This window comes from Bacillus sp. JJ634 (genome assembly GCF_036962285.1).
GTDB lineage: Bacteria > Bacillota > Bacilli > Bacillales > DSM-1321 > Peribacillus > Peribacillus asahii_A.
The window spans coordinates 1-22460 of record NZ_JBALMU010000182.1; the positions used below are offsets into that span (position 1 = coordinate 1).

The 22460-nt window shown below is 36.7% G+C and carries 27 protein-coding genes, 1 pseudogene, 1 riboswitch and 1 other annotated feature; of the genes and pseudogenes, 8 read left to right on the top strand and 20 right to left on the bottom strand.

The annotated features are described in order from the left end of the window. Positions 1-130: 130 nt before the first annotated feature. Positions 131-781 carry a TetR/AcrR family transcriptional regulator gene (locus V7068_RS21000; protein WP_499714407.1) on the top strand — a complete coding sequence of 217 codons (651 nt, stop codon included), beginning with the start codon at positions 131-133 and terminating at the stop codon, positions 779-781. Between the two features lie 210 nt (positions 782-991). Here the strand turns inward: V7068_RS21000 and V7068_RS21005 are convergent, their stop codons facing one another. The 4 genes from V7068_RS21005 to V7068_RS21020 all read right to left on the bottom strand — a co-directional run bounded on the left by V7068_RS21005 (position 992) and on the right by V7068_RS21020 (position 3269). Continuing rightward, a complete protein-coding gene (locus tag V7068_RS21005; protein WP_499714408.1) occupies positions 992-1666 on the bottom strand; it encodes an NAD(P)H-binding protein in 675 nt (224 codons plus the stop codon). A gap of 295 nt (positions 1667-1961) precedes the next feature. Beyond that, entirely contained in the window at positions 1962-2444 is a 483-nt protein-coding gene (locus V7068_RS21010; protein ID WP_499714409.1) for a hypothetical protein, read from the bottom strand. Beyond that, the gene (locus V7068_RS21015) at positions 2434-2814 is read right to left on the bottom strand and encodes a hypothetical protein (protein WP_252282545.1); all 381 of its coding nucleotides are present in this window, start codon (positions 2812-2814) and stop codon (positions 2434-2436) included. Before V7068_RS21015 ends, V7068_RS21010 begins: the two co-directional genes overlap by 11 nt. Before the next feature lie 254 nt (positions 2815-3068). Then, positions 3069-3269 (bottom strand): hypothetical protein, encoded by a 201-nt coding sequence (locus tag V7068_RS21020; protein ID WP_127761092.1) that lies wholly within the window; start codon positions 3267-3269, stop codon positions 3069-3071. 46 nt (positions 3270-3315) lie between these two features. Between V7068_RS21020 and V7068_RS21025 the strand changes: the two genes are divergently transcribed. After that, positions 3316-4884, top strand: coding sequence for a bifunctional metallophosphatase/5'-nucleotidase (locus V7068_RS21025; RefSeq protein ID WP_499714410.1), 1569 nt, complete (start codon positions 3316-3318; stop codon positions 4882-4884). 214 nt (positions 4885-5098) lie between these two features. On the opposite strand, the gene spxA is transcribed toward V7068_RS21025, so the two are convergent. The 4 genes and pseudogenes from spxA to V7068_RS21045 form a co-directional block, all read right to left on the bottom strand. After that, the gene (gene spxA, locus V7068_RS21030) at positions 5099-5494 is read right to left on the bottom strand and encodes a transcriptional regulator SpxA (RefSeq protein ID WP_252290335.1); all 396 of its coding nucleotides are present in this window, start codon (positions 5492-5494) and stop codon (positions 5099-5101) included. Between the two features lie 321 nt (positions 5495-5815). Next, positions 5816-6463, bottom strand: coding sequence for a sporulation-specific diadenylate cyclase CdaS (gene cdaS, locus V7068_RS21035; RefSeq protein WP_499714411.1), 648 nt, complete (start codon positions 6461-6463; stop codon positions 5816-5818). A gap of 121 nt (positions 6464-6584) precedes the next feature. After that, positions 6585-6845 (bottom strand): annotated as a pseudogene (locus V7068_RS21040) (VOC family protein); the annotation flags it as partial. Between the two features lie 45 nt (positions 6846-6890). Beyond that, positions 6891-7211 carry a 2Fe-2S iron-sulfur cluster-binding protein gene (locus V7068_RS21045; RefSeq protein ID WP_499714412.1) on the bottom strand — a complete coding sequence of 107 codons (321 nt, stop codon included), beginning with the start codon at positions 7209-7211 and terminating at the stop codon, positions 6891-6893. A gap of 615 nt (positions 7212-7826) precedes the next feature. On the opposite strand from V7068_RS21045, the gene V7068_RS21050 reads away from it, so the two are divergent. Beyond that, on the top strand, positions 7827-8006 hold the full coding sequence (locus V7068_RS21050) for a small acid-soluble spore protein H (RefSeq protein ID WP_119115270.1): 180 nt from the start codon (positions 7827-7829) through the stop codon (positions 8004-8006). A gap of 183 nt (positions 8007-8189) precedes the next feature. Continuing rightward, positions 8190-8540, top strand: coding sequence for a glutamine amidotransferase-related protein (locus V7068_RS21055; protein ID WP_499714426.1), 351 nt, complete (start codon positions 8190-8192; stop codon positions 8538-8540). A gap of 220 nt (positions 8541-8760) precedes the next feature. Here the strand turns inward: V7068_RS21055 and V7068_RS21060 are convergent, their stop codons facing one another. From V7068_RS21060 to hmpA, 9 genes are all read right to left on the bottom strand, one after another. Next, positions 8761-9528, bottom strand: a complete 768-nt coding sequence (locus tag V7068_RS21060; protein WP_499714413.1) for an SDR family oxidoreductase — start codon at positions 9526-9528, stop codon at positions 8761-8763. 12 nt (positions 9529-9540) lie between these two features. Continuing rightward, positions 9541-10557, bottom strand: a complete 1017-nt coding sequence (locus tag V7068_RS21065) for an ABC transporter substrate-binding protein (RefSeq protein WP_499714414.1) — start codon at positions 10555-10557, stop codon at positions 9541-9543. Beyond that, positions 10557-11309, bottom strand: a complete 753-nt coding sequence (locus V7068_RS21070; RefSeq protein WP_499714415.1) for an ABC transporter permease — start codon at positions 11307-11309, stop codon at positions 10557-10559. Before V7068_RS21070 ends, V7068_RS21065 begins: the two co-directional genes overlap by 1 nt. Further along, a complete protein-coding gene (locus V7068_RS21075; protein WP_499714416.1) occupies positions 11306-12052 on the bottom strand; it encodes an ABC transporter ATP-binding protein in 747 nt (248 codons plus the stop codon). Before V7068_RS21075 ends, V7068_RS21070 begins: the two co-directional genes overlap by 4 nt. 11 nt (positions 12053-12063) lie before the next feature. Further along, positions 12064-13515 carry an acyl-CoA reductase gene (locus V7068_RS21080; RefSeq protein WP_499714417.1) on the bottom strand — a complete coding sequence of 484 codons (1452 nt, stop codon included), beginning with the start codon at positions 13513-13515 and terminating at the stop codon, positions 12064-12066. Next, complete coding sequence (locus V7068_RS21085; protein WP_499714418.1) at positions 13512-14600, bottom strand: LuxE/PaaK family acyltransferase; 1089 nt, start codon at positions 14598-14600, stop codon at positions 13512-13514. The genes V7068_RS21080 and V7068_RS21085 overlap by 4 nt, the downstream gene beginning before the upstream one ends. An 84-nt stretch (positions 14601-14684) precedes the next feature. After that, positions 14685-14794: riboswitch (TPP riboswitch) on the bottom strand. 260 nt (positions 14795-15054) lie between these two features. Further along, positions 15055-16302, bottom strand: coding sequence for a glutamate-5-semialdehyde dehydrogenase (locus V7068_RS21090; RefSeq protein ID WP_499714419.1), 1248 nt, complete (start codon positions 16300-16302; stop codon positions 15055-15057). A gap of 21 nt (positions 16303-16323) precedes the next feature. After that, entirely contained in the window at positions 16324-17412 is a 1089-nt protein-coding gene (proB, locus tag V7068_RS21095) for a glutamate 5-kinase (RefSeq protein ID WP_499714420.1), read from the bottom strand. A gap of 168 nt (positions 17413-17580) precedes the next feature. Continuing rightward, positions 17581-17797: a binding site (T-box leader), on the bottom strand. Between the two features lie 70 nt (positions 17798-17867). Continuing rightward, positions 17868-19067, bottom strand: coding sequence for an NO-inducible flavohemoprotein (gene hmpA / locus V7068_RS21100; RefSeq protein ID WP_499714421.1), 1200 nt, complete (start codon positions 19065-19067; stop codon positions 17868-17870). Between the two features lie 339 nt (positions 19068-19406). Here hmpA and V7068_RS21105 point away from each other — a divergent pair, with 339 nt between their 5' ends. The 4 genes from V7068_RS21105 to V7068_RS21120 all read left to right on the top strand — a co-directional run bounded on the left by V7068_RS21105 (position 19407) and on the right by V7068_RS21120 (position 21156). Further along, the gene (locus tag V7068_RS21105; RefSeq protein WP_499714427.1) at positions 19407-19919 is read left to right on the top strand and encodes a DUF3231 family protein; all 513 of its coding nucleotides are present in this window, start codon (positions 19407-19409) and stop codon (positions 19917-19919) included. Between the two features lie 188 nt (positions 19920-20107). Beyond that, positions 20108-20260: a DUF4021 domain-containing protein gene (locus V7068_RS21110; protein WP_252290357.1), complete on the top strand. Its 153-nt coding sequence runs from the start codon at positions 20108-20110 to the stop codon at positions 20258-20260. Between the two features lie 40 nt (positions 20261-20300). Then, complete coding sequence (locus V7068_RS21115; RefSeq protein ID WP_499714422.1) at positions 20301-20462, top strand: hypothetical protein; 162 nt, start codon at positions 20301-20303, stop codon at positions 20460-20462. Positions 20463-20709: 247 nt separating this feature from the next. Next, on the top strand, positions 20710-21156 hold the full coding sequence (locus tag V7068_RS21120; protein WP_499714423.1) for an RrF2 family transcriptional regulator: 447 nt from the start codon (positions 20710-20712) through the stop codon (positions 21154-21156). Positions 21157-21215: 59 nt separating this feature from the next. Here V7068_RS21120 and V7068_RS21125 read toward each other — a convergent pair whose 3' ends face one another. The 3 genes from V7068_RS21125 to V7068_RS21135 all read right to left on the bottom strand — a co-directional run bounded on the left by V7068_RS21125 (position 21216) and on the right by V7068_RS21135 (position 22352). Beyond that, entirely contained in the window at positions 21216-21392 is a 177-nt protein-coding gene (locus tag V7068_RS21125) for a hypothetical protein (protein ID WP_499714424.1), read from the bottom strand. Between the two features lie 96 nt (positions 21393-21488). Next, entirely contained in the window at positions 21489-21677 is a 189-nt protein-coding gene (locus V7068_RS21130; protein WP_119115284.1) for a zinc-finger domain-containing protein, read from the bottom strand. A gap of 6 nt (positions 21678-21683) precedes the next feature. After that, positions 21684-22352 (bottom strand): ribonuclease H family protein, encoded by a 669-nt coding sequence (locus tag V7068_RS21135; RefSeq protein ID WP_499714425.1) that lies wholly within the window; start codon positions 22350-22352, stop codon positions 21684-21686. Positions 22353-22460 lie beyond the last annotated feature (108 nt).

A 22460-nucleotide genomic window follows, 5' to 3' on the forward strand; every position in this document is an offset into this window, starting at 1 on the left:
ATTCTGACCGGTCAGAATAAAAAACTCTTTTAGCATAGAAATCTCAAAACATTTATCCTTACTATCCATTATTTTGTCTGGTCATTTTTTGTGTATAATGGAACTATTAAAAATAGGATGGTGGATTTTAATGAATAACAAAGCTGAAAAACGGCGCGAACAAATTTTAAGAGCCGCCTTTCAAGCCGTCTCCGAAAAAGGCTTTCATAGCGTCACTCTTCAGGATATCGCCGACTATGCTGACGTAAGCAAAGGGGTGACAAGTTATTACTTCCAAAATAAAGAAGATGTTTTTCGTCACCTGCTGGAGTGGGTTACTGAAAAAATTTATAAAAATGAACATGCAGCAATCAGTAAGGAGCACAATGCACTTGATAAGTTACGTGCCTATGTCCATGCAGCTTTTGCCAATCCGAGTGATAACCGTAAATTTTACCGAGTTTATCTTGAATTTCTCGCTCAAGCGAACCACAATGAACAATTTCGTCAAACTAATGACCGGTTTTATGAAAATTGTTGGTCAATCGGGCGCGAAATTATCCAGCTGGGTCAAAAAGAAGGAACATTTGCTAATGTTGACATTGATAAGGCCTCTTACACAATTCGTGCTTTGATAGACGGGTCCCTTATTCAATGGTTGATGCAAAACAACGATCAATTACATACATTCTATCGCGATAATTGTCTGGAAACTCTCTCGAATTACTTAAGAAATAAAAACAATCAAAACAGTAAGCAACCCAGTTTTACATCTGAAGAAGAAAAAGGAACCAATACATAAAATCTATACTCGAGTCCTTTACTGAATATATTCCTTTATGTTCATACTATTTAACAAGCGGTCCCCCACCTACTCATTGGACTATCGCCCTTCACATTCCTTGAGGTAGGGGTGTTCTCGCCTATTTTTTGATAAACAAAATAGATAATATTTTTCGTAATATTAACTAACTTAAAAATCTTTGCCTTTATATAGATAAAGATTTTCATTTTATATTTCTTTACTATTATTTAAAATTTGATTCGACTCATAAACAAACTCGCCTGTGCGATTTTGTTTAGCAATCTGGTACATCGCTTGAGCTACATCTTTTGCTTGAATTGGTTTGTATTTTCTTAACTTCCCTATTAAAAGCGGTAAAAATATTGGACTAACCATCTCTGCAACTCTTTCTCCAAAGCGAAATTCATTTCGTTTCCCAAGCAATAAAGATGGTCGAAAGATATGTAAAGATGGTAGCCGAACTTGTTTTAAAGCTTCTTCCATGACTCCTTTTACACGATTATAAAAAATACGCGACTGACTATTGGCCCCCATTGCAGACACAACTAAAAATTGCTTAGCACCTTTCTTTTTGGCTAACTTCGCAACTTTAAGTGGATATTCAAAATCAACTTTTTTAAATGCTTCCTGAGATTCAGCCTTTTTAATGGTTGTTCCAAGGCAGCAGAACACATCATGTACAGCAAACTCTTCCTCGTACTTTTCTAATGCATCGAAGTCTATCAGTCTTTGGGTAAGTTTTGGATGCTTTATAGATATCGGTTTACGAACCAATACTTTTACATTTTCATAAGTATTGGATTGCAATAATATATGTAATAGTTCATTCCCTACTAATCCAGTTGCACCAACAATTAATGCTTTTCTCTTTTCTGTATTCATTTTTATCACTTCCCTGTTTCAAAGTAAAACAAGTATATGAAAGATTATATACATACGCAATAAATGGTCTCATATCTTCATACAGATTCCCCCTAGACTAAAAAAGCTGGAACCAAACGTTTGGATACGGTTAGGTTGATTCCTAAAGCCATTACTTCTAGAGAACCAAGACGAGTTTTTTTATAATAGTTGTTAGTATTGAAAGCTATAATTATTGAATGAGCGGCATCTAAAAACGACTACCTATTATCAGATAGTCGTTTTTTAATGAAGCTATTATCGTATTCAAATATCATCATTTAAATATGATAGATATGATCTCTTCTGTTGTCATGTCACTTTGTACCACATATGTACCAGGACGTAAATGGTTTTCCACGCCTCGCTGTTCAACTTCATTAAAGAAATCCTGCCCGCTTTTAATAACCCTTGCTCGCTGCAGGTTTTTACCCACATCAATACTTGTCATCCCTTTAGAAACTCTCAGTACTGTGCGGTATACAATCTTTTCTTGTGTTTCAGCTTTTGTTTCAGCTTTTGCTTCAGTTTCTGCTTTATCTTTACTAGATTTAGCTTCAGCAAGTTGCTCTTCCCACTCTTTTTCTGTATGGATGACATACCCTTCAGAAGATAGCAAGTCTTTCATCTCGTCTTTTGAAAGTTGTTCTGTAGTCTGTGTGCTCGTCGCTTCAGTAGGTCCAAAGAAGTACACTGCACCACATAAACCTGCTGCAATGAGGAGGCCGCCGGCAAAGCTGCGCATTGATTTAGATGTCATTGGCAACTTTTCCCCTTTCCTGCTTTGTTTTTACATAGGGAGCAATCAACCGTTCTATTTCATTTATAGTCTGCCCTGTTTTCATTGCTATACTTTCAACTGAATAACCACGCTTATGTAAGTCGAGTACTTCACGCAACAAGATTCGCTGTTCAGAAGAAGCTGCCAGTATACCAGCTTCTTGTGCTGTAATTTCAGCATCTATCTCAAGAGTCCGAATTTTTTCTTGTAGTTGATTCACTTCCCCTCCAAAAGTAAGAGAAAGTTGTTCTAGCTGGTCTTCAACTTTTGGTGAATCCGTTTTAATAAACGACAAAATGAACAGTATCACTGCAGCACCAAACAAAATGGCTAGCGCCCATTCCATCATTCTATGTCCCTCCCTAATCTAAATCTATTATCTCGCTTCCTTATTATATATTGATTTAATCGAGAATTCGATTTAAAACAATAAAACACCACAATAGTCATTGCATTTATACCTCTATTTCACTAATTATCGTACTCATTCTAATATCAATCTTACTGCGCAAGGACTATGTTACCATTAAAAAAGACTAGTTATTAATGGCTCTGTTCGACATATGGAGAATTGAGATGTAGAAAAATATATTCATTGAAAGTCTAACATATCACCGCACATAAACAAACAATAAACACTCTTATTTGAACGGGAACAGATTTAAGGGAAATAATAGATAAATATACTTTTTCAAATTTAGATACAAGGCGCGCAACCGTAACAGTGGTTGCGATTTTTTTAGCACTTATGTTAGATTGAAAAATAACCTCAGCAACACCTTTTTCTTTCATTAAAACAAACAATATAACCACCCATACTTTTTAGACTTATTAGAAAGAAGGAGAGACGATGCCAAACGATTTCACGATTCACTTATTAGTAACAAGTGATATTCACGGATACATTTATCCGACTACATACCGGGATTATACGGAAAAAAACTTTGGATTAGCCAAAATAGCCACTATTATTAAAGAAAAAAAAATGAAAGAAAAGATATTATTACTAGATAACGGTGACTTAATTCAAGGAAGTCCTTTAACCTATTATCATGCAAAATACAAACCAAATTCTGAAAATCCTATTATTAAAATCGCTAATTCTCTCCAGTACGATTTGGCTGTTTGCGGTAATCATGAATTTAATTATGGTTTGGATTATTTAAAAGACGCTATTCAACAATCCACTTTTCCATGGCTGTCTGCAAATATTATAAATTCATCAACTAATGAGCCTGCCTTGGGAACACCTTACACAATAAAAGTAATCGATGAAGTCAAAATAGCTATTCTCGGTATCACGACTCATTTCATTCCAAATTGGGAAGAGAAAAAAAATATTGAAGGTCTACAATTTAACGATGCTTTACTCACCGCAAAACGGTGGGTCAGTCACATCCGTCAAAAGGAAAAACCAGATGTAATAATTGTTTCATATCATGGAGGGTTTGAACGAGATTTACAAACAGGGGAACAAACAGAACGGCTAACAGGAGAAAATCAGGCCTATGCTATGTGCAAAGAGTTAGAAGGTATAGATATTTTAATCACAGGTCATCAGCACCGTACACTGACAGGAACAATCAATGGCATTACATTCCTACAACCCGGTCATCACGGACGTTATATAGGTGAAATATGTATAAAAGGAACAAAACAAGAAGGATCCATTTCAAGTATAAACTGCTCTGTCAATTTAATCGAAATAGACGAATCTATCCAGGCAGATCAAGAAACACTTTCCTTCATAGATGATTTTCAAGAAGAAACTCAAAAATGGCTTGATCAATCAATAGGAACAGTCATTGGAGACATGACCATTAAAGACGTACTGCACGCACGTCTACAGGATAATCCATATATCGAATTTATTAACAACGTACAAATGAACGCTAGCGGAGCTGCTATTTCAAATACGGCCTTATTCACCAATGAATCTCTAGGTTTCCAAACAAACATCACAATGCGTGATATCGTATCCAATTATATTTATCCAAACACATTAAAAGTCATCCGGATAAGCGGTCAGGATATTAAAGAGGCTCTTGAGCAAACCGCCCAGTATTTCACTATCGAAAACGGAAACATAACGGTTAATCCTGCTTTTTCATATCCAAAACCACAGCATTATAATTATGACATGTGGGAAGGTATTGAATATGAATTAAAAATTTCAAACCCTATAGGCCAACGCGTTATCCATCTAAATCACCAAGGAGCACCATTACAGCTTGATCAACAATACAATGTTGTCATGAACAGCTACCGTGCTAGCGGAGGCGGTAACTTCAATATGTTTAAAGAAAAGCCTGTTATAAAAGATATACCGATTGATATGACTGAGCTTATTGCCGACTACATACGAGAAAGAAAAATCATTAAAGCAACTTGCAACAATAACTGGAAGGTTGTTTTATAATTCTTATGCAAAGCAATTAAAAGAATAATCATCTTCATTCTTTTAATTGCTTTATCGTTTATAGTTAAAAAATATATTCTATCGAGTTATTTTTTCTAATACATTCATTTGCTTTTTCCACTTACATCATTATTTTTTTCATCAAAGCTAAGTTCATATCGATGATTAAAGAAAACGAAAAAATCCTTAATATGTTGAAAGTGATGTCTCATGATTAATTGACCATTTGTTGAGCTTCACAACGCTGAAATGCACGAACTTTACGAGGCAAAAATCTGCTAATCTCATCTTCGTTATATCCAACCTGTAATCTTTTTTCATCGAGAATAATCGGTCTTTTTAATAATCCTTGGTTCTCTTTGATTATTTTATATAATTCTTGAAGTGATAGAGATTCTATGTTTATATTCAGTTTTTCAAAAGCTTTCGATCTTGTCGAGATAATTTCATCTGTCCCATCTTCCGTCATGCGAAAAATTTCTTTAATCTCGTCAATCGTAAGAGGTTCAGAGAAAATATTTCTTTCTATATAAGCAATTTCGTGTTCCTCAAGCCATGCTTTTGCTTTACGACAAGACGTACAACTTGTTGATGTATATAGGGTCACCATATTAACAATTACACTCCTTATATAGAGAATCTATTTTGCTCATTCACATTCTGTACTTTGATGTGTCCTCACTTTGTCTTACCAGTTATCTTTTGTAACTTATGAATATATCATAAACCTAATAGGCATAAATCTCAATATAAAATATCTCTATTTAAAGGTAAAAAATATCTATTAATAGAGCTTTTTGTAATACATGAAAGAGAGTTCTGTATTTCCCCTTTCTATTTGAATATTGGTAAGAAAATCAAAAAAGAATCTGCTATTAAACAAGATTGCTCGACAGCAGGTTCTATTAAAAGATAGTTTTGATTACCCTTTTTACTGTAAATTTTTCAATAAACTATCTATTGAGCCCCCATGTGTAGCAATTGGATAGAGCTCTCCGTTTAAGGCAAATGAAACTCTACCTGTTTCCTCAGAAACAGCTAGAACAAGGGCATCACTGCGTTCCGTTAATCCTAAAGCAGCGCGATGCCGTGTACCAAGTTTTTTATCACCTGTAAATCTATTTGAAAGAGGAAGAACATTTGCTGCAGAAACAATCTGATTAAAACTTACCATTACAGCACCATCATGGAGTGGATTTCCTGGAAAAAAGATGGATTCTAATAAAGAATGGCTCAACTCTGCTCCAATTGAAATCCCCGGATGAATTAAAGATTCAAGAGAATCTTTGCGTTGAATGACAATTAAACCACCATGTCTTCGATCCGACATATTTTGTACACAGATTGATAATTCTGGATATTTATCCGTAAACGGGGACAAATAACAATTCAAATAAAAAGTAGCGGCTTTCATTTCAATGTATGCAAATCTATTTTTTATTTTTTCAAAATTTCCAAGTAGACAATCGTTTTCATGATCTATTGTTTCTAAGCTACTCTGAAGCGTCGTGATTACTTGACGTATATCTTCTTTTAACGTTTGCTTCATCGGTGAAAAGTCGCAATTTGCATCATTCATGGAGCGGGCCTCCCTCATTCTAATCCTCTTTCTTTTCTTTGATTGATTATTGGAGCATTTATTTTCAGTTTGTCTACATAAGCATGATTTATTCATCAAACGAAAAAGGATTAGATCCCTTTTAATCAAGCGGTTTTAACTTTGCTTCAATTTCTGCACGTCTTGCTTCCAAAAGTGGTGGTAAATCTAATTTTCCCCCTAACTCTTCAACCGTTGAATCTGCTGTAAATCCAGGTCCATCTGTCGCAATTTCAAATAATATTTCATTCGAATCACGGAAATATAAGATTTGGAAGTAAAAACGATCGACAACGCCCGTTGACTGAAAACCACAATCTTTCACCATTTTGTCCCAAAAACTAGGCTCTTCCTCGTTTAAAATATCATCAAAAACTTAATCGAAGAAATAACCAATGTTCCTTCATTTTTATTCAGCTGGTCTCGGACCAGTTTCTAACCCAGAGCTTTCTACTGTCATGATTGGGCGAACAGTTACGTCAGCATTCACACGGATTTGACAAGATAAACGTAAATGATCTTCAATCCCCTTTTCCGAAAATGCGTTCTTTTCTACATTAGTTAAATCACAAAACTCACCTGCCATTACTTCTACTCTGCAGGTCGTACATTTCGCCTTCCCTCCGCAACGGTGGAGAATATTTACTCCATTATCTTCAAGTGCTAATACTAACTTTTTCCCTTTTTCCACTTCAAAAGTTCCTTGTCCGAAAACTGTTACGTTGGGCATTTTATTACCTACTTCCTTTTCTTCCATTAATTATTTGTGCAACCTATTAAATAAAGTGACATAATTGACATCCTCTCATGTACTCTCAGTTTATCTACATAAGCGTGATTTATTCGTCAACCAAAATAGAATATTTATGCTAAAATTTCAGTTCACTAACTCCATACCAAAAAGAGCTGCCGCAACTGCAACACCTCAAAATAAAACAGAGATGGATGCTTGTCTTATTCCACAAGCCTTACAATTCTACCACCCTCGTTTTCCCACTCATCCAGGCATATAACATCGTTTAAATCAACAGATTTCTCGCTTTTTTCTGATATCAATAACTCCTTCTTTTCCATACTATATCCCCCAGCTGTATAGAATAGTGTTTCCCAAACTTTTATCGTAACCCTCCCATGATAATGTATATATAATGTACCCTGCTCTATTTTATGCATAACGCATCTATATGACTCAATAAACCGCCTTCATGTCTTCTCTCTATAAATATTTCCATTAATATCCGAATGATAAAATTTAATAAAAAGTTAAAAACTTCATTTCCTCATGAATGTTTCACCCTCTTTTGATAAATAGTAAATAGGATAATACCTTCAAGGAGGAAAGAAAATGAACAAACAACGGGCACAAGAAATTGCCAGTTCACCTGTTATGGCGAATGTTACCTATAATGGGGCAGCCATTTATATTCAACATGTTAATGATGAAAATGACACAGCAAGAATTTATCCTCTCGATGAACCAGAGAATGAACAAGAGGTTTTATTAACTAACTTAATCGAACATTGATACGATGAAACAAGACTCCAATTGAAAAAGTTGGAGTCTTGCTTCGTTATCTATCATGTATCGTAGTAAATTTTGTAAATATTCTCTTTACTTTACCTTACTATAAACGGATAATTGTTATAAAACATTACATAGAAGGTGATTAATTATGACGAAATTACTGATTATCAAATGTGGTGAAACATTCCCACACTAGGCATTTGCTATGGTCATCAAATACTGGCAGAGGCATTTGGCGGTCAAGTAAGTCATCATCCAAAAGGAATTGAAATCGGTACAGCAAGTATCCAGTTAACAGATGCAGGCAAAAAACATCCTCTATTTAGCATCCTTCCTCATACATTTTTTGGTCATGTCACTCACTACCAATCTGTTATTACTCTGCCGAAACAAGCAACGATTCTCGCACAGAATGAGTTTGAACAACATCAAGCTTTTATGATTGATCAGCATATTTTCGGTGTGCAATTTCATCCAGAATTTACAGCTCCTATTATTCATGCTTATATTGATGAACAAGCAGAACGATTGTAAGCAGATGGTTTTTCTATAACCACTTTGCATGAAACCGTAATTGAACAAGATTACGGCCGGATTTTGTTAGAAATGTTTGTTAGAAGTGCCGGACTACCTATAACAAACACTTCTGTCAGCTGTACGTTATTTCAAGCAGAAACAAAAACTATGAAATAGTTTCCTAGACAATAAAAAAGCCAATCAAGCATTGAATTCTTGATTGGCTTTTTCATAAAAGTTACATCACAAATCCGCCATCTACAAATAGCGTTTGCCCTGTCATAAATTCACTCCAATCGGATGATAAAAATAAAACAGGACCTGCGATATCTTCCGGCTTTGCAATTCTTCGAAGCGGGGTTTGGGAAATAATTAGTTCTTTCAAACTCTCTTTTGTTTTTTTGCTCGCATCGGTTGGATAAACAAGGCCCGGTGCTACACAATTGACTCTTATCCCAAAAGGTCCTAGTTCCATTGCCAAATTACGCGTATACCCCATTAATGCAGTCTTAGCCGTGTTGTATTCATGATAAGGAACCAACGGTCTTTCTACTAAATTACTAATGATATTCACAATGCTTCCGCTGCTTTGTTTTTTCATAATAGGCAGCACCGCTTGACATATATAATGCGTCGATCTTACCGCTCCATCAATCTGTCCTTGATAATCGTCCCATGTAAGCTGCCAAGCCATTTTTCGTTGTTCAGGATCAAAAACATAAGGTTTAAATGCATTATTTACAACGACATCTAATCTTCCTGTTTCAAGTACAATTTGCTCAATCATTGACTGAACGGCTTCTTCGGACGTAACATCTGCTTGAACCGCCCAAGCATCTCCTCCAACTCCGATACAGGCTGACACAATTTGTTCAGCCGCTTCAACATTTTTCAAATAATTAACGATAACGAAGGCCCCTTCTCTTGCAAATTCAAGAGCAATCGCCGCTCCAATTCCTCGGCTGGAGCCCGTAACAAGAACGACTTTTCCGCTAAATTTCCCCATATATGTTCTCCTTTATTTTTTGGGAAGTAATGTATCAATTACTACCTCATCCATATTGAGCTTTTCTTTAATCAATCCTAATTTTTGATACGTATCCGCACCATCCTGCAAGATATCCGCATCAAGCGCGCCTAAACCATGTTGATCTGTTTCAGGAGATACGCTAGAAGCATTACGCAGTTTAATAACTTCTAAGTTTTGTTTCTCATCTTTTCCGTCGATTGCATAGGTTTTAGCCAAAGCAGCCGCTTCTTCCGGACTCTCAATCATCCATTGTGCACTGTTACGATAAGCTTCCAAGAAATCCTTTAATTCTTGTTGCTTTTCTTGATATGTTTTCTCTGTCACAACAAATACATCACTCGGTACATTTAAATAGTCTTTCACGTTCATCACATTGACTTCCTCTAAACCTTTTGCTTGTCCAACAACTAATCCTGTATCAGTCGCGGCTGTTGCATCCACTTGCCCTTGCATTAATGGGGCAAAGTTTAATAAGCCTGTCTCAACAATTTTCACATCATTTTCCGAAAGACCGACCTGATGTAATAACACTAATAAGTTTTGACGTGTTCCGCTTGATAGACTATAAACGCCAATTGTTTTTCCTTTTAAATCTTCCGGTTTATTAATATTCGCTTTTTTCAGTGATACAATATTAAATACATTTTGCGGATAAATATTGTAAATAACTTTTAGCTTTTCACCTTTATCTAATGCGAAAAATAGTGAACCTGGATCAGTAAAAGCGATATCTGCTTTCCCAGATAAAATATTTTTAATCGCATCGCCGCCGCCTGCACCAGGAATAACAGTTACATCCAATCCTTTATCCTTGAAGAAATGCTTCTTCTCATCAACTAATAAATTCGTTTGTTCTGTAAGTGGCTTACTCCAGTTCGCTACTCGAATCGTTTGAACGTCTGTTGAATCAGATTTCGCTGTTTCCTTATTTTCATCCTTTGCTCCACATGCTGACATTAACACGGTCATACATAATAAAATCGTGACTAACCATCTTTTTTTCATTATTTATTCTCCTTCATGTACTTCTTAAGTACAGTAACTTCTAATACATAAATCAATTGATATAAAACCATGCCCATTACAGTTAATAGAATTAACACAGCAAACATTAACGGCGTGTCCATCATCCCTTGCGACGCGACAATGAGCGCTCCTAATCCATCGCTTCCCCCAATAAATTCCCCAACTACGGCCCCTACTACGGCTAATACAACCGCCACTCGAAGTCCGGCTAGAATCCCTGGCAGGCCATTAGGAATTTTCAAATGAATTAATGTTTGCCAACGTGTTGCTCGAAGCATATGAAATAACTCTTGCTTTTGTTTATTCGTAGATTGAATCGCCGTAATCGTATTCTCCAATAATGGAAAAAAGCAAATCAAGGCAGTGATTATGACTTTCGATGTCATGCCAAAACCAAACCATAGAATAAATAAAGGCGCCAAAGCAAGCTTAGGAACAGCTTGGCTCGCAATGATATAAGGAGAAAGAAGCTTTCTTAAAAATTCAATCTCACCCATAATCACACCAATGATAAATCCCCCTACACAGCCAATTACCAAACCTAACAACACTTCTGATAGCGTTCGCAAAATATGTGGAATAAAGTATCCACTTTGCAGACCATCTACTAAAGTAGTAACAATAACTGTAGGAGCCGGCAAAACAAGCTCTGACATAAAGCTTGCACTATATTCCCAAATGATGAGGAACATAATAAATAATAGAATCGAGTATAAAGGGAGACTTTTCATCGCTTATTTCCTCCCAATACATGTCGTAACGTCAGACACAACTCATTAAAATACGGCGCATATTTCATTTCTACATTTCTCTCTTTTTCTAGTTTTACAACCGTATCAAAAATGATTTGGCCTTGATCCATGACAGCAATCCGATCTGACAAATACACGGCTTCTGCGATATCATGCGTAATAAAAAGAACCGTTGTATGATGAAGCTTACAAATTTTCAACAAATCATCTTGTAGTTCTTCTCTTGTAATAGCATCCAGAGCGGCAAATGGTTCATCTAAAAACAGCATCGTTGGTTTTTGAATCAACGCTCTCGCAATAGCAACACGACTTTGTTGTCCTCCAGATAATTGAGTAGGATAACGATCTAAATAAGTCGTTAAACCAACCATCTCTAATACTTCTAACCCATACTGTCGATCTTGTTTCGTAATCTTTCTTTTCAACGAAATCGGAAGCAACACATTTTCTAACACTGTTTTCCATTCTAATAAGGTAGGAGCTTGAAACACAAAACCACATTCATCCAACGGCTCTATTACTTCTTTTCCTTTCAAACGAATCATTCCCGGATGAGATGGCAGCAAGCCGGCTGCAAGCTTTAATAACGTTGTCTTTCCACAGCCGCTTTTCCCTAGAAAGCAATGAAACTCCCCTTCTTCAATAGACCAGTTCACTCCATGTAACACAGTTGTCTTCTCTTGATAGCTATAAGTCAAATCCTCAATTGTTAAAAAACTCATCTGCTAACCTCCTAATCTGCATAAGGAGCCAACTCTTCACTTAATTGTTCAGCTGAAGCTTCGATATCAACCATATTAATTAAATCCAGTACATTAAAACGGCCATCATGATGCCATCCAGCTTCTGGAGATGTCATATTTCCCAATGCCGTCATTCGAGTCACACCAACACTCCCTAGTAGACGAGACCATTGAAACAATTCAGACGGACTAGCAGCGATTCCAACCGTTTGCAAATAATCTCGATGCATGAGAAGGCTTTCCGTCACCTCCTCTATGTGATCAAACCCTTTCACCTTTACGACACGATTTAAACTGCTTGGTGTAAGGCTAAGATTGGAATCTTCAAAAACAACAGTCCAGTCGTTTTGGTTATTGCCTAATACTTCATTATTTGGATTCGAGAACAGGTTCATTTCTTCTTTATTTTTCCAAGCAGCCATCTCCATAGATTCAGCCATTGACAGTTTTCTTCTCGGAAACCTTCTATTAAACGCCTCTAGTTCATGGCCTATATATCTAGCAAATTCTTTTGGAGAAACATTTCCTCCTTTTTGTACATAGAAAACATGCGGAGAATAACAGCCTTGTTGGTCATAGCGCATCACATCCAAAGCAGCCAAATGGGCTGTCTGCAAAGCTTTAAGAGAATCAAGAGACGCTTTTGAAACAATCCCAAAACTTAGCTTGTGTCCAAATGGTAAAAACCTTTTAGTGATTGGAATCCGACTTCGTAAAGCTTCCATCGCTTCATTGCCCCCATACCCGACAACAATATCTGTTTGCTGAAAAATAAAGCGTTCTCTCTCCTCTTCGCCACCCTTCCACCAAAGAACGGCAAAGCAATCCGCTAATCTTGGTTCTATTTCCACTAAAAGCTTAGCGAACCAACCGGCAAATAATGGCTCAGCACTCGATACCTTCCCGATATTCCCTGCTTTCACTAACAAACTAGATATAAAGCTCCATAAAGGAAGACCAGGCACATTCCCTGACCAAATATGCGTAATTAAATCAGGACTAAAAGCCTTCGAAAATCCACCTTTTACTCTCGGTTGAAAATCATCTAACAACAATGGATTTCCTAAATCTTCAACAAGAAAACGCTGCAATTCATGTTTTCGAAACGTTTTTAAATAAGAAGTCAAGCCAAGTCTTATCATTTCCTCATCATAGCCTGTTACAATCGGCAATACTTTTTCAGCTTTTTGTCGATAAAATGAATCACGATCCAGGAGTCTATGAATCGCTTCATCAATGATATTTATTAACTCATTAACAGAAAAAGATTTTAACACCTTACGACTGCTATGCTTAATCTTGTCAATTAACCTGCTCATTTGTTCATTTGTAAGAATCGGAATCTCCACTTCCATTGTTTCCTGATTTCCTTCGAATAGAAGCACCTTTGTCTCAAATGATTCTTCTCCCATATTCGGAATATATCCAGCGATTTCTCTCATTTCTCCAGCCCCTTTGAAGCCTTTAAAAATTCTGACATCGCTAGCGAACAGCCTTTTGCTTCTGTTCCTTCTACTCTTCCTAATAAAAGAAAACCGCCTTCCACTTCAACACCAACATCTTCTGTTAAAATCGTAGAAACAGAATTCATATTAGCAAGGTCACAATGAACAATAACGCCGCGTTCTCCTTTTGCTACTTCTTCACCTGTTAACGGATTGACCACTCGCGTTTTAATCCAAATTGGTCCTGACTTAATAGCAGGAACAGATTGATTCCCATTGTCATACAGCTGTGTACTCAGCTCGGTCATGCCGTACATATTGATACACGCTGAACGATTGACTCCTAAATATGTAGAAAGCAATTGATAAAACTCGTCCAACTCTAATTCTTTAGATTGTTTTTTAAAACCGCCCGTATCAAGAATTCTACTTCCTTTTGGTAGAACAAAAGTTTGATTCCCACGCTCTAGTTCTTCTAAAAGGTGAACAAAGCTATAACTTGCACCCAAAAGAGCATAAGGTTCTCCAGTTGCTTCAGCATTCCTCAGCTCTTTCTGCAGGCCCTCTATATCAAGTTCATGATTTTGTATAAAATAACGGCTATCTTCTGTCCCAAATCTTTCTTTTGCGAGTTTTAAATAACGAGCTAAAGAAGAATTAGGCATCTCCTGTTCTGTTGGAAATAAGATTCCCATCCGAATTTTATCGGTATTTCCCATAAATCTTTCTTGAAAATTCTTAATCATCGACTTATCAAATATGTCTAATGTTGGATGATAATGTTTACCTCTAATTCCTTGTGTTGTACCACTTGTCATATAAATCGCTTCTGCTTGCTCCGGATCACAACAGCTCAAAGTAACATCTTTAAAAGCATTAATCGGTACTGGCGGGATGTCTCTCCAAGTTTTCACAGTACGCGGTGTTTTTCCTTTTTGAGAACAAAAAGTTCGATAAGGAATGTTATATTGATAGTGATAGCGAAATAATTGTAAAGCCTGCTGATTAAAATCTTCCTCAGAAGATTCATTAAGATTAATAAATTGAACTGTCGATTCAATTATTTCTTTTTGAGTCATCATGTTTATCCATTCCTTTCAATGTAGCCATTTATTTTCTAATAGCGCAAAAAAGCACTTTGCGTACGCAAAGTGCAAAAATACAGAGTAATCCCCTTATCACTTCCCTACGCTGGCATGACCCAACAGGTTCAAACGGTCTACGGTAGATTAACCGTACTCTCAGCCTGATTCTACAGACTCCCGATATCATCTATTTTTTATACAAAGAATACCCTTTCTTTTTGTAGAATGCAATCATAAAGTGAAATTTCCATCAGTGAGGGATTTTCTCTATCCCCCAATTATGGTTATTTGAACCATTCGGACCTTTATGGGCAGTTCCCCCCCACCTATCTTCTTTGTTTCTTCATAAGCTTGAGGTGGGGGGCTTACTGCCCGTTAAATGTAAGAAAAAAAAACCTGTACCAAAAGTAGCGTACAGGTTTTCACTCAATCTCGTTCATCAACTATCTACTTATCCACGAATTTGTCCTTGTCCATAAATAAAATATTTAGTAGATGTTAAAGCAGGTAATCCCATTGGTCCACGTGCATGAAGCTTTTGCGTACTAATCCCAATTTCAGCACCGTAACCGAATTCAAATCCATCAGTAAAACGGGTAGAAGCATTATGATAAACAGCGGCTGCATCGACTCCATTTAAGAAAGTGGCTGCATTTTCCTCGTTTGTTGTGATAATGGCTTCAGAATGATTCGTACCATACTGATTAATATGCTCAACAGCTTCTGTAACATCCTTCACAATTTTCACACTCAATTTTAGCGCTAAATATTCCGTTGCCCAATCTTCTTCTGTTGCTTGCTTCGCCTCCGGAAAAGCAGTACAAACCGTTTGATCTCCGTATAGTTCAATTCCTTTACCGTGAAGAACTGCTAATAAGTCCGTCCCATTTTTAGTAAACCAGCTTTCATGAATGAGCAAACTTTCAATGGCATTACATACAGATGGACGCTGTGTTTTTCCATTTATTACAATATTTTCCGTCATCTCATAATCAGCTGATTCATCAATAAAAATGTGACAGTTACCAGCACCCGTTTCAAGAACAGGTACAGTCGATTCACGAACAACGGTATCAATTAAATTTTTGCCTCCGCGCGGAATCAACACATCTAAATATTCATTCAAATGAAATAATTCTTTCGCTGTTTCACGGCTTGTATCTTCCATTAATTGAACCGCATCAACTGGTAAAGATGTTTGCGCCAATGCCTTATGAATCGACCCAACAAGCGCTTGATTAGAGTAGCTTGCAGATGAACTTCCTCGTAAAATAACGGCATTCCCTGTTTTTAATGATAATGTAGCCGCATCAATCGTTACATTTGGTCTCGCTTCATAAATCATACCAATCACACCGATTGGAACACGATTTTTTTTAATAAGCAAGCCGTTTTCTTTCTCAATGGTCTCTAAGCTTTCACCGACTGGATCTTTTAAGTCAATCAGTAAACGAATAGCCGCTGACATATCTTCAATACGCTTTTCGTTTAACATAATGCGATCTAGCGTTGAGTCAGGCAGACCATTTTTCTTTCCTTGTTCTAAATCTTTTGCATTTTCACTTATTAAATAATCTTTATCTGCCAATAATTGATCTGCAATCTTTGCTAATGCTTCATTTTTTTCTTCTGTCGTCTTCCCATTCATTTTATAACTTGCCGCTTTAGCCGCTTTTCCTCTTACAATAACTTCACTCATTACTAACTCCCCCTTTTTAATTTAGGCTTTCACCCATTTATCTCGATGAATCACTTCAATTGCTGACATCACAAGCTCGTCTGTCCGTTTTCCCATCGCTAGTTTCAGCTCATCGACAGAATAGAGAACTTCTCCTCGGCCAAGCAATCCGCTTGAACCAAACACTTCAACAACGTCCCCTTTTTCAAAATCTCCTTGAATGTCATAAATACCGGCAGGCAATAAACTGCTGCCATTCAACATTAAGGCTGTTTCTGCGCCATCGTCAACGAAGATTTTTCCTGACACTTCCGAATGAATCGAAATCCATTGCTTATTATTATTTACGGTTGTAAGCACGTCATTTTCAATATACGTCCCGTCACCGTCACCCGCTAAAATTCGCAGAAGCTTATCACGGCCTTCTCCTTTACCAATAAAAACTTTTACACCTAAAGATAGTGCTGTTTTCGCAGCTAATAATTTCGATTGCATCCCGCCTGTCCCAACGTTTGAGCCGGCTCCTTCCGCTACTTGCAGCAAATCATCCGTTACTTCTGTTAAATAATCGATTCTCTTAGCATCCGGATTCGTCAACGGATTACAATCATATAAGCCGTTAATGTCCGTTAAAATAATAAGCTGATCGGCATGAATAAGCCCACTCACAAGAGCAGAAAGCATATCATTATCCCCAAATGTTAATTCTTCAACAGACACTGTATCATTTTCGTTAATAATTGGTAAAATACCGCGTTCAATTAATTCTGACAAAGTCGCATAAGCATTTTTATAACGGTCCTTTTTTGAAAAGTCGGTTCTCGTTAATAAAATTTGGGCGGCATTAATGCCAAACTGCCCTAATTGTTGCATATACGATTGAATCAATAAACTTTGACCGACGGCTGCGGCTGCTTGTTTCCCTTTTAACGTAACCGGACGTGATGGGTAACCTAGCTTACGGAATCCGGTCGCAACGGCACCAGATGATACAAGAATCACGTCATGCCCTTCTTTTCGCAATGCCGCAACTGCTTGAATATGATCTAAAAATTTAAATTGATCAATTTCCCCCTTAGAGTTCGTTAACGAACTGCTTCCGATTTTGACAACGATGCGCTTCTTTTCCATCCATACTTCCTCCAATATAATTTTCTAATATATTAGAAAACTCGCTTCCAACTTGTCTTTTAGTCAGAGGCGCAGTTACACTCCCTAAAATCAACAGCTACTTCAAGATAGCTTATCTGATCATGTATACATTCTAATCGTACAAAAAAACCCTTCTCATCCTTATTGATTAAGGACGAAAAGGGTTGCTTTCCGTGGTACCACCTTGATTGAATGTGAACATGTCACATCCCACTTTACCTCATAACGCTAGAGACTGCGCCTATGTTTTCATAGGACTCAAGAAGTAGGTTCAGTGCCTTTTCTGTTACGGGTCTTACAGCCACGGACACCGCTCTCTGTTACAGCAAGATTTCACATACTAGTCTTCTTTTAACGTTCATATTTTCTATAGTATGCAAAATTATCGAGCTGATGTCAATGATAATCCCCTATTCCAGTGTGGAATTTTATGCTTACAATGCCATTGCTGGGCCGAAAAATTCGAAATGAATTTTTTCTTCTGTTACACCTAGTTCTTTTAAAGTCGCAATAACAGATTTCATGAATGGAACAGGTCCACATACATAATAATCAGCATCCGGTTTAATTGTTTCAGCTAATACATCGCGATCTACATAGCCTTCTTTTACAAAATACGGATTATTTTTATCGATATCTGTTGGAGCTGTATAAACAAAGCCAAGTTCGTAATCTGCTAGTTTAATCTCAGAAAGTTCATTTCTGAAAGCTTGAACAGATCCATTATTCGCTGCTTGAATAAATTGAACCGAACGATTTGGTTGTTTCTCTGATACAGTTTGAACCATGCTTAATAATGGAGTAATTCCGACGCCGCCTGCAAGGAAGACAACCGGTGTATCTTTTTCTTCCAAGATGAAATCTCCAGCAGGAGCTGTAACTTCAATTTTGTCACCAATTTGAACAGATTTGTGTAAGTAGTTGGATACTTTACCTTCATGTTCCCCGCCTTCTGCTTCTTTCTTCACTGAAATGCGGAAGTAATCGTGACCAGGTGCAACGGATAAGCTATATTGACGATTACATAAGTATTGCTCTCCTGGAATGTTTACACGAATCGTAATGTATTGTCCTGGTAAGTAAGTTGGGACCTTAGTTCCATCAGCTGGTCTTAAATAGAAAGATGTAATAAGATCGCTTTCTTGTACTTTATCTGTTACTCTAAATTCTTTATAATCTTCCCAGCCATTATTTTGCTCAGAAGCTTCTTTGTACATGTCTTTTTCAATGCCAATGAATGCATCTGCAATCACACCATATGCTTCTGCCCACGCATTGATAATTTCGTCTGTTGCTGCATCGCCTAGTACTTCTTTAATCGCTTTCAATAAATTTTCACCAACGATTGGATAGTGCTCTGGCTTAACAGCTAAGCTTCTATGTTTATGAGCAATCTGTTTCACAACTGGAACGATTACCCCTAAGTTATCAATATATTTCGCTGCAGCTAAAACTGTATTTGCTAATGCCGTTTGTTGACGGCCTCTTTTTTGATTTGTTTGGTTGAAAATATTTAATAATTCTGGATGAGCTTCAAAAAGGTTTTTATAGAAAGTTTTTGTAATTGTTTCCCCATGAATTTCTAACACAGGTACTGTTGATTTCACGATATCAATTGTTTTTTGAGATAGCATAACGTACTCCCTCTTTCTTTAAACAAGTATTTTTAATACACCTTTATAANNTCCATAAAGCAATATTTCAAATACATCTTTTTGTGAACATTTCTTTAACGTTTGAAAAGTGTTCACAATCTTTCTTTTAACTGTATTTCGTACATATTCAAATGTTATCGCGTCTTTATTTTTACACTTCTTCATATTCTCTCTGTTAATCTTCATAGCACTTCCTTAAAACGAACTTCGAAACATCATCATGAATACTTTTCACACCTCTTCACATACTAACCTCTGTGATTTATTCCTTACAGTAAGGAGAAAAACATGAATCTATATGAGATAAGGAGTGCAATTATGGGAATCTTAAGCGGCAATCCAAAAGATGAACCAATGCATTATGGTGAAGTGTTTGCTACATGGACACATCTTTTTACAAACAATGGCTTCATCACTGCATATCAAACATTTCTTCAGCATGCTGGTGATGGGGATCTAAAAAAACTTATCGAAGAAGCTATCGAGGGTATGCAAAATGAAAATCAACAGTTAGAGGAATTACTAAAAGCAAACGGTCTTGGACTCCCTCCTGCCTCACCTGACCGTCCAGTTGCCAAATTAGAAGACATACCTGTTGGAGCAAGATTTACTGATCCAGAAATTAGCACTGCTCTTTCCATGGATATCGCAAAGGGGTTAGTTGCATGCAGTCAAGCAATTGGGCAATGTATTAGAGAAGATATTGCTATGATGTATGGCCAATTCCATGCGGCTAAGGCACAATTGGGTGCAAAAGTTTTGAGACTGAACAAGAATAAAGGGTGGTTGGTTCCACCTCCTCTTCATGCACACAAACCCGAACAAGAATAGCTCGTATGTAAATATCGAGGGCAATCTTACTTTAAGATTGCTCCCCTTTGTTCTATATTTTCGCCTCTTCCATTCTTCTTAGATGTCACAATATAAATGAATACTAATCTATCTTGCTTCTCATTCAGATATTCAAATACGTATACTTGTCTCTTTTTTAGCCACCATAATAAGTGGAGGTGATGAAAATGATGAAGAAAAATGATATAGAGCTTAAAGAAACAATGGAGAACAAAGGGGATAATTATCTAGGTCTTGATCCAGATGAACAAGAGATGAATGGACTATATGGAATGGCTGAAACGGAATATGAGGATCGCCTCCATGATGTAGAAAAATGAAAATTGCGTATCTTAATATGTATATAGGAGGTAAATTCGTTTGACAAACCAACAAAATCAAAATAACGAGAAACAACAAAAGAAATCCGTTAATACGCCGTCTGTTTTTGAAGAAAACAACACAGATAATGCTCTCGGTTATGGGGATACAGATCCTAATGCTAGAGTATTAACTAATATGACAAATAAAACCAATCAATAACAACTAACTGAAACGCCTTTTTTGGCGTTTTTTTATTTTCACTTACGAGTTCTCCCTCCGTTATAGATATAGATATCATTCTACTACTTACGTTCTGAAGCATATCATTACATCATGTTTACAATTATGCTATTATAAAGTAAGAAACTTTCTCACTTAATAATATGTTTTGCCTATTCGCTATATATTTTTGGAGAAGTTTGATAACTTATTCAACAGAACGGGTGTAGATTGTGAGGCGAAAATTATGCGGTTAACCAGCTATTCTGATTATTCCATTCGAGTATTAATTTATTTAGCGACTCAAGATAATGAGAAACTAACGAATATAAAAGAAATCTCTGAAGTTTATGATATATCGAAAAATCATCTAATGAAAATTGTGCATAATCTCGGAAAAACGGGGTATATCGAGACAGTTCGAGGAAGAAATGGCGGCTTTAGACTTACGAAAGCCCCTGCTGACATTAATATTGGAGAATTAGTCCGCCAAACAGAAGAGGATTTCTATTTAGTAGAATGCTACAAAGATCATAACAACTGTGTTATCGCTCCTGTATGCTCTTTGAAGTTTGTACTCAACACAGCTTTAGATGCTTTTTTCCAAGTGCTTGATCAATATACATTAGCTGATATTGTTGAAAACAAAGCAATGCTTAAAACATACTTCCAATCTGTTCAAAAGGAGCAATAGCTTAAATTCGAAAAAGAGAATGACTCATAAGACGACGTTGGACACTTACCAGAAATACACTATGTAAATGGCTTAGAAAGATGTATTGGGGTCTGACACCTTTGCTTTTGAGTCATTCTCTTCTTAAAATAAAACAGAGACTCTTCATCTGCTTCTAGTTCTGTATTTAAATCTAATAATAAATCATCCATCTCTGGAATATAAAAAAGCTTTTCCTTCTCCTTGTTTCGTTTCATTTTGTCCCTCCTGCCCCTGTGCTCTTTCAACTATTTTACTATTCTTCATAAAGGGCATGTATGACAATTTTTTCGAACAAAGGCACGAGAAAAGACTCATTTTTCATTTAAATTCGTTAATTCTTGACCAAGCTTTTTTAATTTTTCTCCTACCGTACATTGAGATAAACAAAATTGATGCGCAAACGTACGTCCCTTCTCCTTTCGAAAATGTTTTTGTACAAAACAGCCTTCGCAAAAGGATAGCATTTCTTCGACTTCTTCATAAATCTTCTTCCGATTCATTTCTGGTCATAACTCCTTCTTTTCTATTTGCATCTTGCCGAAAATTTCTTCTCGATTTATAGCTTGTGATGCCAATTGGTCACTTTCTTGATTATCTTTTCTTGAAATCGGTGTGTATACAGGACGAATGTGAAGCTTTGCTAACTTTTCCTCGATGCGGTCAATCCATCGATTTAATTGCTCTTCATAGCACGGCCATTCTCCCGAGAGCTGATTTAGTACAACGAGTGAATCTCCTTTAAACACACAGCTTTGATGATGTACCTCTAATTCCTCAAGCTGCTTAACCGCTTCATAAAATGCTGCATACTCAGCTTCATTATTCGATTCTAATTGATGAAGCAGTGCATTTTTCCGAATTCTCCAGTTCTTCTTATTTTGCGTATAATAAAGGGCAACACCAAGTCCTGCCAGTCTTTCGTTTTTTCGGTAGCTGCCGTCAAAAAAGACTGTAACATTTTGAGGTTCATCTTCAACCTCAGTCAACAGCTTAACAAGTTCTTTTTTTGTCCATACAGTTCCTACTTCATCTTCAAATTCTACCGCTTTTACCCGCCCTGTTTTTTCTAAATCTTCTACAATGGCTAGCGCAGACTCAGCCTCAAGCCATTCAGAAAGAAAAGAAGCTGTTCCTTTTTTATTTAAAAAATATGTCCAGCGAATTAATACTTTCAATCAACTCAACTCCTTAACTAAACAATTTCTATACCTATTTCAACATTTTACAGCTATAATTTATATATAGGATGGAGCTTGTTATCTAGTATCATTCGTTTTACACGC